This is a genomic window from Aedoeadaptatus coli (assembly GCF_900343085.1).
In the GTDB taxonomy this organism is placed as follows: domain Bacteria; phylum Bacillota; class Clostridia; order Tissierellales; family Peptoniphilaceae; genus Aedoeadaptatus; species Aedoeadaptatus coli.
This window is the reverse complement of sequence record NZ_OPYI01000003.1, coordinates 116,372-129,450: the sequence shown is the minus strand read 5'-3', so window position 1 is coordinate 129,450 and position 13,079 is coordinate 116,372. Positions and strand designations below refer to the sequence as shown.

The window sequence follows — 13,079 nt, the reverse complement described above, 5'->3', positions numbered from 1 at the left end:
TTAAATGTGCAGAACGCGGGCGTCGATTTCTTTGGTGCGGCCTTCGTTCCAGAAGTTTTCGCCTAAATAGCCGCAGGTTCTGCGAATGACCGTGAGCTTGGTGCGATCTTTGTTGCCGCATTGGGGACATTCCCAGTCGCCGTCGTCGTTCACGGTAATTTCGCCGTCGAAGCCGCATTCGTGGCAGTAGTCGGATTTCGTATTAAATTCCGCGTAGGAAATGTGATCGTAGATGTAGCCCACCATGGTCATGACCGCGTCGATGTTGTTGGTCATGTTCGGGATTTCCACGTAGCTGATGCAGCCGCCGGTGGAGATTTTTTGGAATTCGCTTTCGAAATCGAATTTGTCGAAGGCGTTGATCTCTTCCCGTACGTCCACGTGGTAGCTGTTGGTGTAGTAGCCCTTGTCCGTGATGTCTTTGATGTCGCCGAAGGTGGCCTTGTCGATGGAGCAGAAGCGGTGAGTCAAGGATTCCGCCGGCGTACCGTAAAGGGCGAAGCCCAGGCCGGTTTCCGCCTTCCAGCCGTCTACGGCATCCCTTAAGGCGTGCATGACGCGCATGGCGAAGGCGTGGCCTTCTTTCGTCGTGTGGGAGGTGCCGATGACGCATTTCGTGGCTTCGTAGAGGCCGATGTAGCCCAAAGACAGAGTGGAGTAGCCGCCTTCTAAATAGTCGCCGATTTTTTCGCCGGGCTCCAGGCGGGCGATGGCGCCGTCTTGCCAGTGAATGGGGGAGACGTCGCTGGTCACGTCCTTCAGGCGTTCGTAGCGAATCAAAAGGGCCTTTTTCACGAGCTCCAGGCGCTTGTTTAAAAGCTCGAAGTAGGCGTCTTCATCGTGGCCGGCCAAAATGCCGATTTGCGCCAGGTTGACGCTCACCACACCCATATTAAAGCGGCCGTCGAATTTGTAATTGCCTTCTTCGTCTTTCCAAGGGGAAAGGAAGGAGCGGCAGCCCATGGGGGAGAAGACATTGCCTTCGTAGATTTCCTTCATTTTTTTTGCGGAAATATAGTCCGGATACATGCGCTTCGCCGTGCAGGTGGCGGCCAGGCGGGTGAGGTAGTAGTAGGGGCTGTCTTTGTGGATGTTGTGTTCGTCCAGGACGTAGATCAGCTTCGGGAAGGCCGGCGTGACCTTCACCCCTTGTTTGTTTTTAATGCCGTCGATCCGTTGGCGAAGAATTTCTTCCGTAATAAGGGAGGCCTCGTAGGCGTATTCGCTTTCGGGATCGAAGTACATGAACAAAGTGACGAAGGGCGCTTGGCCGTTGGTGGTCATGAGGGTGTTGATTTGGTATTGAATGGTTTGCACACCCGATTTAATTTCCCGCTTCGTGCGGTTCCAGGCCACTTTTTCCGCCATGGCCATGTCGGCTTTTTCCATGCCGTAAATGTCCAGCTGCTCGGAAATGGAGGCGCTTAAGTATTTTTCGTAGCTTCGGCGCACATAGGGCGCCAAAATGCGGTCGATGCCGTTAATGGATTGGCCGCCGAATTGGCCCGAGGCCACTTGGGCGATGATTTGCGTGGTAATGGTGCAGGCCGTTTGGAAACTCTTCGGCGATTCGATCATCTTGCCGTTGACCACCGTGCCGTTTTTCAGCATGTCTTCCAGATTGATCAAGCAGCAGTTGAACATGGGCTGAATGTAATAGTCCATGTCGTGGACGTGGATGGCGCCGGAGTCGTGGGCCGTGACGATGTCTGTAGGAAGAATCCGGCGGCGGGCGATGTCCTTGGAGACTTCCCCGGCGATGAGATCCCGTTGGGTGGAGACCACCACGGCGTTTTTATTGGAGTTTTCGTCCATTAAGTCCGCATCGGAATAGGTCAAAAGGCTTTCGATGGAGGAGTCGGTGGAGTTGTTTTCCCGCTTAAAGGATTGCACAGAACGGTAGGACTCGTAGGCCTTGGCCGTGGCGATGTTGTTTTTTTCGATTAGTTTTTCGAAGACCCGCTTTTCTACCTGAAGCACGGTGGAAGACAGCTCTTCGTTTAAAATTTCTTCTTCGATTTCTTTCGCCACCATGTCCGCCTGATTTTCCACGAAATAGCCCGTGGGCGAGTGCATGGCCTTTTCGATGGCGACGACGATTTTCGATCCGTCGAAATCCACGGACTCGCCGTTGCGCTTAATAATCCTTAAATTGCTCATTCCATTCCTCCGAATAATACAAAATGTCTATTACTTAACCCCTGCGGGTGTTTCTTACGTTTAAAGGGAGCTGTTGTCCCAAGCGAGACGATTATACTACATATGGGAGGCAAAAGGAAGATGTTTGGGAAAATTATCTATATGTAGTATCTACTTGAGAACGTGAAAAGGAGCGAGAAATGGCCGGAGCTCCGACGGTTGGGAGAAATAATCCACGTAAACGGTTTACAAGTTTTAAAATTGTGGTATCATAATAGAGGAACTGGCACTCGGAAAGCGCAAGTGCTAATATTATTTCAGGAGGCACATCATGACCATTAAACCATTAGGTGAACGTGTTGTAATTCAAAAAATAGAAAAAGAAAACGTCACGGCCAGCGGCATCGTCTTGCCCGATACGGCAAAAGAGGAATCCAATGTGGCCACGGTCATCGCCGTGAGCGAGGAATTAAAAAATTCCGAAGACATTCACTGCGACGTCGTCGAAGGGGACAAAGTCATTTACAGTAAATACGCAGGCAGCGAAGTGGAAATGGACGGGGAAACCGTCATCGTCTTAAAATACCAAGACCTGCTGGCAAAATTAAACTAAGTAATAGAAAGTAGGAGATACTATGGCAAAAGAAATTAAATTCAGCGCAGACGCCCGGGAAGGTCTCGTCGGCGGCATTAACAAATTAGCGGACACGGTTAAGGTTACCTTGGGACCCAAGGGCAGAAACGTCGTCCTCGATAAGGAATTCGGCGCCCCCCTCATTACCAACGACGGGGTGACCATCGCCCGCGAAATCGAATTGGAAGATCGCTTCGAAAACATGGGGGCACAACTGGTAAAAGAAGTGGCCACCAAGACCAACGACGTGGCCGGCGACGGCACCACCACCGCCACCCTCCTCGCCCAAGCCATTATTCGCGAAGGCTTAAAGAACCTGGCCGCAGGCGCCAATCCCATGGTTCTTCAAAAGGGCATTAAAAAGGCCGTGGACGCCATTGTGGAAGAATTAAAGAAATTCTCCGTGCCGGTGGACAACTCCGATGCCATCGCAAGTGTGGCCGCCATTTCCGCCGCCGACGAACGCATCGGCGAGCTTATCGCCGAAGCCATGGAAAAAGTGGGCAAAGACGGCGTCATCACCGTGGAAGAAAGCCGCTCTATGGGCACCCAATTGGATGTCGTTGAAGGGATGCAATTCGACCGCGGCTACCTGAGCCCCTACATGGTCACCGATCCCGAAAAGCGCGTCGCCGAACTGGACGATCCCTACATCTTAATTACCGATAAGAAGATCAGCAACATTCAAGACATTCTCCCCGTCTTGGAACAAGTGCTGCAAGAATCCCGCCCCGTCCTCTTAATCGCAGACGACATCGAAGGGGAAGCTTTGGCAACTTTAGTCGTGAACAAACTTCGCGGCACCTTAAATGTGGTCGGTGTCAAGGCACCGGGCTACGGCGACAGAAGAAAAGACATGCTTCAAGACATCGCCATCTTAACCGGCGGCACGGTGATTACCGAAGACTTGGGCCTGGACATTAAAGAAGCCACCGTGGACATGCTGGGCCGCGCTCAAAAAGTTCGCGTGGAAAAAGACAAGACCGTCATCGTCAGCGGCGCCGGCGACAGAAGCGCCATCGACGAACGCATCGGCCAAATCCGCGCCCAAGTGGAAGAAACTGAAAGCGAATTTGATCGGGAAAAATTACAAGAACGGTTGGCCAAACTTTCCGGCGGCGTCGCCGTCATCCAAGTCGGTGCAGCCACTGAAATCGAACTCAAAGAACGCAAGCTCCGCATCGAAGATGCCTTGGCAGCTACTCGCGCAGCCGTTGAAGAAGGCATCGTCCCCGGCGGCGGCGTGGTCCTCGTGGACTGCATCAGCTGCGTGGAAGCTTTGGCCGAAGCCGGCGAAGGCGACGAAAAGACCGGCATGATGATTATTCTCCGCGCACTGGAAGAGCCGCTCCGTCAAATCGCGGAAAACGCCGGTGCCGAAGGCTCCGTCATCGTGGAACACGTCAAGGGCGAAAAACCCGGCGTCGGCTACGATGCTTACAACTCCAAGTACGTGAACATGATTGACGAAGGCATCGTGGATCCCACCAAGGTCACGAGAAGCGCCCTGCAAAACGCAGCCAGCGTAGCCAGCATGCTTCTCACCACGGAAGCCGCCGTGGCCAATATTAAAGAAGACATGCCCGATCTCGGCGCAGCCGGCATGGGCGGCGGCATGGGCATGATGTAATCCGAAAATCTCAAAATCCCTTTACCTGCGCGGTAAGGGGATTTTTTTATAGAAAAGATATTTCCCTTTTCCGAAATCCCATAAAAAGCATAGACAAAGGCCCGCCGCGGTGGAGATAAAGGGCGGGACGTGATAAAATAGAGTGGATAAAATGTAGAAATGGAGAAAGAACAAATGAACAAAAACTATATGGTAAACGAAATTAAGAATGAAATGAAAGCCTGTATCGACGGCATAAACGGCGACAATCTCTTCGAACGTCGCAGCCGCGTGGAAAAGCTCTTCGACTTAGCGGAGCTCTTGTACGACATCGAAACGGAAACGACCTACTCCGAGGCGCCTCGCGTCGCGGCACATGACGACGATTACTACGTGGGCCGCGTCCACTTGCGTCTCGGCGGCGGCACCTTAGGTGACGACAATGTGTTTATTCCGGAAAAAGTCCTGCGCCTGCAAAACATCGGCGAAGGGGACCAAGTCCGGGCCAAGGTGGTAAAGCAGGTGTATAATAACAACCACCTGAAGAATATATATAATTACGAGCTCCTGGAAAAAACCACGGAGACCATTGAAAGCGAGCGACGGGTCATTCCCTACGCGCGGGTGCTCTACGATCCCGATTTCCGCGGCCTCTACATCGAAGGCGAAGGGGAAGACGGCGTGATGCGCGTCAATTTGGAAGACGTGAGCCTGGGCAATTTAAACGTGGGCGAAGGCGACATCGTGGACTACGCCTACTGGCAACGGGATCCCGAAGGGGGTAGGGTCATTTGGATCCACAACATGGACGGAGACAATGTGCTCACCACGGCTTACGACAACGAAACGGCGCCGGTGGAAGACGATGAATTTCTCGAGCACCTTCAGCTCAGCGTCTTCGGCAACGGCCCGGTGGTAAGCGAGCAGGTAAATGCCCTGAAAGATGGGGGAAGCGACGTGATCCACATCGACGAGGCCTCCCAAGAAAACATTGAAAGCAATTTAGACGGCGCGGATTTGGTGCTGGTGTATCTGAATTCCGTGCGACCCGCGGATGTGAAGCGCATTCGCGACGGCGTGAGAAAGCGTGATTTGGACGTCCTCTTTATTCAAGACGAGGACTTCGATAATATTTTGTCCGCCATTCACGACAAATTGGAAAACAGCTACTATTTCGACATTTAAGGCGATAGAAAGGGGACAGACGTGAAGTTATTTAATTCCATGACGAGACAAAAAGAGGAATTTAAGTCGTTGGAGGATAAGAAGGTACGCATGTACAACTGCGGCCCCACGGTCTACAACTTCATTCACGTGGGAAATGCCCGCCCCTTGGTGGTTTTCGATACCTTGCGTCGCTACTTTATCTATAAAGGCTACGACGTGGATTTCGTCGTAAACTTTACGGACATCGACGACAAGCTGATCAACCGGGCCAAGGACGAGAACACCACGGTATTCGACGTGGCCGATCGCTACATCGGCGAATTTATGCAAGACGCCAACGGACTGAATCTCTACACCTACAAGACCATTAACCCGCGGGCCACGGAATTTATCGAGCCCATGCTGAAATTCGTGGAAGGCCTCGTGGAAAAAGGCGCGGCCTATCCGGCGGACGGCGACGTGTACTTCGACATTACCAAGGCCAAGGATTACGGCAAGCTCTCCGGCAAAAACATCGACGAGCTACAAAGCGGCGCCCGCATCGAAGTGAACAGCGCCAAGAAAAATCCCGGCGACTTCGTTCTGTGGAAGGGCAAGAAGGAAGGCGAACCCTTCTGGGCCAGCCCCTGGGGCGACGGCCGTCCCGGCTGGCACTTGGAATGCTCCGTCATGGCCAAGACCCTCCTCGGCGAGACCATCGACATCCACTCCGGCGGGGAAGATCTGCAGTTCCCCCACCACGAAAACGAAATCGCTCAATCGGAAACCTTAACGGGCAAAACCTTCGCCAATTACTGGCTCCACAACGGCATGATCACCGTAGACGGCACGAAGATGAGCAAGTCTTTGGGGAACTTCTTTACGGTGCGGGAAGTGGCCAATGTCTTCGATCTGGAAGTGCTTCGCTTCTTCCTTTTAAGCGCCCACTACCGCAGCCCCATTAACTACTCCTACGACGCCATGGAACAAACCAAGGCGGGGCTCGATCGCCTCTACGGCGTCAGAGACCACATGGAACAGCTCTTAAAGGGCGACATGGAAGCGGGAAATGACGCGGACTTCGACGGTGCAGTGCAAAAAGAAAAAGAAGAATTTATGGCGGCCATGGAAGACGACCTGAACACGGCTCGTGCCACCGGCGCCCTCTTTACCCTGGCGAGAGACATCAATACCTTTATCGCCAAGGGACCGAAGAAAGACAGTTTGCAATCGGCCTACGACACCTTTATGGAACTGGCCGGCGTTTTGGGGATTTTGTATCGCCGAGAAGAAGCCGACGAAGACAGCGCCATCGAAGCCCTTCTGGAAGAGAGAAAGGCAGCACGGGCCAACAAAGATTTCGCCCGAGCCGATGCCATTCGCGACGAGCTCTTCGAAAAAGGCATCGCCATCGAAGACACGAGAGAGGGCACTCTGTGGAAGAGGATTTAAGAGGATATTTTTCCGCGCCCATGTGGACGGAAGACGAGGCGAGGGGGCAAAATCCCCTCGTTCTTGCTTACATAGGGGATTGCGTTTACGAGCTCTTTGTTCGGAGCCGGATTCTTCACCGAAACGAAAAGGTGGCCCGCCTCCACCGGGCCTCGGCGAAGCGGGCCAAGGCCTCGGCCCAATCGGCTCTGGCCGAGGATTTAAAGGATTTTTTCACGGAAGAGGAGGCCGCCGTCTATCGCCGCGGGCGCAACGCCCACTCGAAGACCACGGCGAAAAACGCCTCCGTGGCGGACTACCGAAGGGCCACGGGCTTTGAGTGTTTGATCGGTTACCTGTATAGTTCGGGAAACACGGCGCGGCTTTTGGAGTATTTTAAAGAGATTGAGAGGATATGGGAGAATGAAGGTTAAACTCATTGCATACACGCCGGACGGGGCGGCCACCATTGCCAAGGCCGCCAAGCTTTGCTATTCCCCGGTGGGGGTGGAGGCCATCGAAGAAAAATTGGACGAGGCGGAGGTAGCCCGCTTCGTCGCCATGCTCGCCGACATGGGCCACGCCTCGCCCATGGAGCACATCAGCTTCACCTTTGCCATCGAAGGCGTGAGCCGGGTCTTGACCCATCAATTGGTGCGCCACCGCCTGGCCAGCTATTCCCAGCAATCCCAGCGCTACGTGCGTTTGGATCAATTTGAGTACATTATCCCCAAGGCCATCGAAAAAGACACGGCCGCCAAGGCCCGCTTTATCGAAAGCATGGAGGCGGCCCACAAAGCTTACGAAGAGCTTACCGAGCAGTTGAAGGCCGTTTATGTGAAAGAGCTCACAGAATCGGGGATGGACGAGAAAAAAGCCGCCTCCGCGGCGGAAAAGCGCGCCATCGAAGATGCCCGCTACGTGCTGCCCAATGCCTGCGAGACGAAAATCGTCGTGACCATGAACGCGAGGAGCCTGATGCACTTTTTCACCATGCGCCTCTGTGAGCGGGCCCAGTGGGAAATTCGCGACATGGCCCTCGCCATGTTGAAAGAAGTCTTGGCCGTGGCGCCTGAGGTATTTAAACAGGCGGGTCCCGCCTGCGTCACCGGTCCCTGCCCGGAAGGGGCCATGACCTGCGGAAAAATCAACGAAGTCCGCGCCTTTTACAAGGAGGAAGTATGGAAACGACCATGATTTACGGCCGAAACCCGGTCCTTGAAGCCTTAGACAAAATGCCCGATAAGGTCTACATTCAAAAGGGCGCGAAAGACGGCTCCATGAAAAAAATTCGCGGCCGCGCCAAAGAACTGGGCATCTACGTTCAGGAGCGCGAAAAATCCCGCCTGGACGAAATGTGCGGTAATCAAAACCACCAAGGCGTCGTGGCCTTTATTTCCGACTTCACCTACGGCAGCGTGGAAGACATGTTGGCCCTGGCCGAAGAAAAAAGCGAGGATCCCCTTATCGTGCTCTTAGACGGCATCGAAGATCCCCACAACCTCGGCGCCATTATTCGCTCCGCCTACGCCATGGGTGCCCACGGCGTCGTGATTCCGAAACACCGGGCCGCCGCCGTGAACGCCACGGTGTATAAGACCTCCGCCGGGGCGGTGGATCACATGATCGTGGCCAAGGTCACGAACATCAACCGCACCATCGACGATTTAAAGGCGAAAAATATTTGGGTCTACGGCGCCGACGGAGGAAAGGGTGCCCTTTACGATGCGGATCTCACCGGCCCCATCGCCGTGGTCATCGGCAACGAGGGCAAGGGCCTGGCGGAAAAGACGAAGGAACACGTGGACAGCCTGCTCTCCATTCCCATGGACGGGGGCTTCGATTCCTTAAACGCCTCCGTGGCCGCCTCCATTTTCCTCTACGACATCAAGAGACAGCGACATGGCAAGGCATCGGCGCTATAAAAGAGACGGTCGCTACCTCTTCGTCGACGGCTACAACATCATCAACTACTGGTCCGACTTCGACGGCCTCATCGACGAGCATCTGGAAGAGGCCAGGGAACTTTTGGTGGATCTCTTGGAAGAGTACGCCGCCACGGAGCATCTGTTTATCATCCTCGTCTTCGACGCCTACCGGGTGAAGGGAAACGGGGGCAGCATTCAGAGAAAGCCCCACATGGACATCGTCTTTACGAAAGAAACCGTCACCGCCGACCGCTACATCGAAAGCGAAATCGCCTCCATGGGTCGGGTGCGGGACGTGACCGTGGCCACCAGCGACTACGTGGAGCAGCAGATTATTCTCGCCCGCGGGGGCAAGCGCATCAGCGCCAGAGAGCTGGAGCTCTTGGTGAAGCGCTCGAAAAGCTTGACGCGAAAAGAGGCCAATCGCATTCGCACGAAAAAAGGCACTTATCTCGCCATGGACGAGGAGAACAAGAAAAAGCTGGAAGATTTGAAGCGGCAATTGGACAAGTAAACGGGAGGGGAGAGCCTCTCGTTTTTTGTTGCGGCGAAAAGGGGCGAAAAATCCCGCCGTTTTTTTGAAATAACCTTGTCAATCCGTGAAAGGAAACGTACAATGGTTGTGGTAGTATTCGAAGGAAACTATACATTTATTTCTACATGAACGACCGACACAATGTGTATTGCACTCAAACGAGGTGATAACATGAAGCGAGTAGGCATTATCGGCGCCGGAAAAGTCGGCGTCAGCTTAGGCATCGCCCTGTTTACATCGGGGCCCCTGAGAATCAGCGGCTACTTTAGCCGCGGCCTTTCAAGCGCGGCCTACGGCGCAGAGAGGACGAACAGCGCGTGCTTTAAGACCCTAAATGAATTGGTCGAAGCCAGCGATGTGATCTTAATCGCCACCCCCGACGATGCCATCGAAGGCGTGTGGCGAGACCTTTTACAATTAAATATTTCGGGAAAGATTCTCTGCCACACGGCGGGCAGTTTGTCTTCTTCCCTTTTCTTCGATCGTACTACCAACGACGTTTATGCCGCATCCATGCATCCCTTATTGGCCTTTGCCGACAAGGAATCGGGACACGCATCCGTCGGTAGTGCGTTTTTTACTTTAGAAGGCGACGAGAAGGCCGTGGCGGTGTTTAAAGACTGTCTCGATGCCCATAATATCGCCTACAAAGTCATGACGAGTGCCGACAAGGCCACCTACCATTTGGCCGCGGCGGTTATGAGCAATTTAGTCGTGGCCGTAAGCGCCATGGCCTTCGACCTCATGGAGGACGTGGGCTTTACAGAAGCCGAGGCGAAAGAGGCCCTAAAGCCCCTGGCCACCGGAAATTTGGCGAAGATTTTCGACGTGGGCCCCGCCGCCGCCCTTACGGGCCCGGTGGAACGCTGCGACATGACCACCGTTCGCCGCCACCTGGACGCCTTGGCGCGAAAGGGCGATGAGAAGGAAGAGGCCCTCTACCGGGCGGCAAGCTTGATTTTGGCCGACATCGGCGAGGAAAAACACGAGGAGCGACCTTACGACGACTTGCGTCGATTGTTGAAAGGAGAAGAAGCATGAAAAAAGCAACGGTACGTACATTTAAAGAGGCCAAGGAGACGGGCGAAAAGCTCACCATGATTACCTGCTACGATTACTCCACGGCGAAGCTCGTAGACAAATCGGGGATCGACTCCATCTTAATCGGCGACAGCCTGGGCATGACCATGCTGGGCTACGAAGACACCTTGTCCGTCACCTTAGAGGACATGATTCACCACTCCGCCGCCGTGGCACGAGGGGCAAAACATCCCCTGATTATTTGCGACATGCCCTTTTTAACCTACTCCACGGGCATCCGCGACAGCGTCATGAACGCCGGCCGCCTGATCTCCGAAGGCCACGCCCACGCCGTGAAGCTCGAGGGGGGCACGGAAGTAAAAGACGTTATTAAGGCCATCGTTGATGCGAAGATTCCCGTCTGCGCCCACATCGGCCTCACGCCCCAATCGGTAAACGCCTTCGGCGGCTTCCGCGTCCAAGGAAAAGACGAAGCCACGGTGGCCAAGCTCTTTGCCGATGCCAAGGCCGTTGAAGAGGCCGGGGCCTTTGCCGTGGTCTTGGAATGTGTGCCGGCGGCCCTCGCGAAGAAGCTCACGGAGATGCTTTCCATTCCCACCATCGGCATCGGTGCCGGCGTGGACTGCGACGGCCAAGTCTTGGTCTATCAAGACATGCTGGGCATGTTCGACGATTTCGTGCCGAAATTCGTGCATCAATTCGCCCACATAGGCGAAGCCATGGTTCAAGGATTTAAGGATTACAACGACGCGGTGAAAGACGGCAGCTTCCCCACAAAGGAACACGAATTCACCATGGACGAACGATTACTGGAGGACAAGTAACAGAATGAAGATTATTACCCGCGTAGATGAATTAAAAGCCGCCTGTAAAGCGGCAAAAGCCAAGGGCAGTGTGGGCCTCGTGCCCACCATGGGCGCCCTACACGAAGGCCACGGCTCCTTGATTAAAAAATGCCGCGAAGAAAACGACACGGTGGTGGTGTCGGTGTTTGTCAATCCCCTGCAATTTGCACCGGGGGAAGATTACGAAGAATACCCCCGGGACATCGACAAAGACGGCGCTTTTTGCGAAAGCTTAGGGGCGGACATCGTCTTTCATCCGGAGCCGGAGGAAATGTATCCGGAAAACTTCGGCTTCCGCGTCACGCCCCCCGATGCCATGACCCACATTCTCTGCGGCATTACCCGCCCCATTCACTTTACCGGCGTGGCCACGGTGCTCACGAAGCTCTTTAATCTGGTGGCGCCGGATAAGGCCTATTTCGGCCAAAAAGACGTGCAACAGGTGGCCATTGTCGAAGCCATGGTGCGGGATTTAAATATGGATCTCACCATCGTGCCCTGCCCCATCGTGCGAGAAGAAGACGGCCTGGCGAAAAGCTCCAGAAACCGCTACTTGAATGCTGAGGAGCGAAAGGCCGCCGTGGTGCTCTCCCGCTCCATTAAAAAGGCCAAGGCCATGGTGCGCGAAGGCGAAACGAATGTGGCCGCCCTCTTGGATGCGGTGACGAAAGAAATCCAGGCCGAACCCCTGGCGAAAATCGACTACGTGGAAATTCTTCGCTTCCCCCATTTCGAGAGGGATGCGACCCTGGTGGAAGACAGTTTTATTGCCATGGCTGTCTACATCGGAAGTACCCGCCTGATCGACAACAGCTTTTTTAAAGAAGACTTAGCGAAATAAGCATAGAAAAAGACGGCCCGCGGGCCGCCTTTTTTTACTCTTCTTCTAAAATCTTTTTCCACTTGGCTAAATTTTCTTTTTCCTTTTCGGCCAATTCCGGGTAAGTCGGATTCATGTCCTTCATAAGCTTCAGCATAATTTCCGACACCGCGTAGCGGGCGTACCACTTGCGGTCGGCGGGAATAATGTACCAGGGGGAATTTTCCGTGGAGGTGTGGGCGATTAAATCCTCGTAGGCCTTTTGGTAATCCTCCCAATAGGCCCGCTCGTTCACATCGGAGGAGGAAAACTTCCAGTGCTTTTCCGGGCGGGTGATCCGCTCCATAAGCCGCTCTTTCTGCTCGTCCTTGGACAGGTGGAGGAAGATTTTCACCACGGTAAAGCCGTTGTCGTTTAAGTAGGATTCGAAGGCGCGAATCTCTTTGAAGCGGCGGTTCCAAATGTTGTCGTCCACCAATTCTTCCGGCAGGGGAGATTCTTTTAATAAATCGTGGACCCGGGTGACCAGCACGTCTTCGTAGTGGCTGCGGTTGAAAATGGCGATTTCGCCGCGGCGAGGCAGGGCCCTCGCGATGCGCCACAGGTAGTCGTGATCCAGCTCCTCGGCATTGGGAACTTTGAAAGGCGTTACCGTCACGCCTTGGGGATTTAAGGCCGTAAAGACGTGTTTAATGAGGCCGTCTTTTCCCGCGGCGTCCATGGCCTGGAGAACCACGACGATGCCGCGGGTGTTTTCCGCGTAAAGGGCGTCTTGCAGCTCGGCCATGGCGTTTAGATTTTCGGGAAGAAGTTTGCTCTTTACTTCTTTTTTCTCGAGAGGACCGTCGTAGGTCGTGGCATAATCTTTTAGATGAATCTTTGCCTTTTCAGGGACTTTGTATTGGTTTATATTCATAGGGCACCGCCTTTTCGGGTATAATACATGTAGTA

13 protein-coding genes are annotated in these 13,079 nt (G+C 54.0%); 11 read left to right on the top strand and 2 right to left on the bottom strand.

The window, feature by feature from the left end:
* Window positions 1-2,160 (bottom strand): anaerobic ribonucleoside-triphosphate reductase, encoded by a 2,160-nt coding sequence (nrdD, locus tag DG046_RS02630; RefSeq protein WP_108831032.1) that lies wholly within the window; start codon window positions 2,158-2,160, stop codon window positions 1-3.
* Window positions 2,161-2,470: 310 nt separating this feature from the next.
* Between nrdD and DG046_RS02625 the strand changes: the two genes are divergently transcribed.
* The 11 genes from DG046_RS02625 to panC all read left to right on the top strand — a co-directional run bounded on the left by DG046_RS02625 (window position 2,471) and on the right by panC (window position 12,149).
* The gene (locus DG046_RS02625) at window positions 2,471-2,752 is read left to right on the top strand and encodes a co-chaperone GroES (RefSeq protein WP_108831031.1); all 282 of its coding nucleotides are present in this window, start codon (window positions 2,471-2,473) and stop codon (window positions 2,750-2,752) included.
* A gap of 22 nt (window positions 2,753-2,774) precedes the next feature.
* Window positions 2,775-4,403, top strand: a complete 1,629-nt coding sequence (gene groL, locus DG046_RS02620; RefSeq protein WP_108831030.1) for a chaperonin GroEL — start codon at window positions 2,775-2,777, stop codon at window positions 4,401-4,403.
* A gap of 174 nt (window positions 4,404-4,577) precedes the next feature.
* On the top strand, window positions 4,578-5,567 hold the full coding sequence (locus tag DG046_RS02615; protein ID WP_159082036.1) for a hypothetical protein: 990 nt from the start codon (window positions 4,578-4,580) through the stop codon (window positions 5,565-5,567).
* A gap of 21 nt (window positions 5,568-5,588) precedes the next feature.
* Complete coding sequence (cysS, locus tag DG046_RS02610) at window positions 5,589-6,980, top strand: cysteine--tRNA ligase (RefSeq protein ID WP_108831028.1); 1,392 nt, start codon at window positions 5,589-5,591, stop codon at window positions 6,978-6,980.
* Complete coding sequence (locus DG046_RS02605) at window positions 6,965-7,393, top strand: Mini-ribonuclease 3 (protein WP_108831027.1); 429 nt, start codon at window positions 6,965-6,967, stop codon at window positions 7,391-7,393. The genes cysS and DG046_RS02605 overlap by 16 nt, the downstream gene beginning before the upstream one ends.
* On the top strand, window positions 7,383-8,156 hold the full coding sequence (gene thyX / locus DG046_RS02600) for an FAD-dependent thymidylate synthase (RefSeq protein ID WP_108831026.1): 774 nt from the start codon (window positions 7,383-7,385) through the stop codon (window positions 8,154-8,156). The genes DG046_RS02605 and thyX overlap by 11 nt, the downstream gene beginning before the upstream one ends.
* The gene (rlmB, locus tag DG046_RS02595) at window positions 8,141-8,884 is read left to right on the top strand and encodes a 23S rRNA (guanosine(2251)-2'-O)-methyltransferase RlmB (RefSeq protein ID WP_108831025.1); all 744 of its coding nucleotides are present in this window, start codon (window positions 8,141-8,143) and stop codon (window positions 8,882-8,884) included. The genes thyX and rlmB overlap by 16 nt, the downstream gene beginning before the upstream one ends.
* Window positions 8,862-9,401, top strand: a complete 540-nt coding sequence (locus DG046_RS02590; protein WP_108831024.1) for an NYN domain-containing protein — start codon at window positions 8,862-8,864, stop codon at window positions 9,399-9,401. The genes rlmB and DG046_RS02590 overlap by 23 nt, the downstream gene beginning before the upstream one ends.
* Before the next feature lie 192 nt (window positions 9,402-9,593).
* On the top strand, window positions 9,594-10,463 hold the full coding sequence (locus DG046_RS02585) for a Rossmann-like and DUF2520 domain-containing protein (RefSeq protein WP_159082035.1): 870 nt from the start codon (window positions 9,594-9,596) through the stop codon (window positions 10,461-10,463).
* Window positions 10,460-11,287 carry a 3-methyl-2-oxobutanoate hydroxymethyltransferase gene (gene panB / locus DG046_RS02580; protein ID WP_108831022.1) on the top strand — a complete coding sequence of 276 codons (828 nt, stop codon included), beginning with the start codon at window positions 10,460-10,462 and terminating at the stop codon, window positions 11,285-11,287. Before DG046_RS02585 ends, panB begins: the two co-directional genes overlap by 4 nt.
* 4 nt (window positions 11,288-11,291) lie before the next feature.
* Entirely contained in the window at window positions 11,292-12,149 is an 858-nt protein-coding gene (gene panC / locus DG046_RS02575) for a pantoate--beta-alanine ligase (RefSeq protein WP_108831021.1), read from the top strand.
* A 34-nt stretch (window positions 12,150-12,183) separates the two neighbouring features.
* On the opposite strand, the gene DG046_RS02570 is transcribed toward panC, so the two are convergent.
* Complete coding sequence (locus DG046_RS02570; protein ID WP_108831020.1) at window positions 12,184-13,044, bottom strand: polyphosphate kinase 2 family protein; 861 nt, start codon at window positions 13,042-13,044, stop codon at window positions 12,184-12,186.
* Window positions 13,045-13,079: the final 35 nt, after the last annotated feature.

Coding starts and splice junctions, on each gene's coding strand:
- rlmB (WP_108831025.1), top strand. CDS start 8,141: ATGGAAACGACCATGATTTACGGCCGAAACCCGGTCCTTGAAGCCTTA.
- thyX (WP_108831026.1), top strand. CDS start 7,383: ATGAAGGTTAAACTCATTGCATACACGCCGGACGGGGCGGCCACCATT.
- DG046_RS02570 (WP_108831020.1), bottom strand. CDS start 13,044: ATGAATATAAACCAATACAAAGTCCCTGAAAAGGCAAAGATTCATCTA.
- DG046_RS02625 (WP_108831031.1), top strand. CDS start 2,471: ATGACCATTAAACCATTAGGTGAACGTGTTGTAATTCAAAAAATAGAA.
- DG046_RS02590 (WP_108831024.1), top strand. CDS start 8,862: ATGGCAAGGCATCGGCGCTATAAAAGAGACGGTCGCTACCTCTTCGTC.
- panC (WP_108831021.1), top strand. CDS start 11,292: ATGAAGATTATTACCCGCGTAGATGAATTAAAAGCCGCCTGTAAAGCG.
- nrdD (WP_108831032.1), bottom strand. CDS start 2,160: ATGAGCAATTTAAGGATTATTAAGCGCAACGGCGAGTCCGTGGATTTC.
- panB (WP_108831022.1), top strand. CDS start 10,460: ATGAAAAAAGCAACGGTACGTACATTTAAAGAGGCCAAGGAGACGGGC.
- DG046_RS02615 (WP_159082036.1), top strand. CDS start 4,578: ATGAACAAAAACTATATGGTAAACGAAATTAAGAATGAAATGAAAGCC.
- groL (WP_108831030.1), top strand. CDS start 2,775: ATGGCAAAAGAAATTAAATTCAGCGCAGACGCCCGGGAAGGTCTCGTC.
- DG046_RS02585 (WP_159082035.1), top strand. CDS start 9,594: ATGAAGCGAGTAGGCATTATCGGCGCCGGAAAAGTCGGCGTCAGCTTA.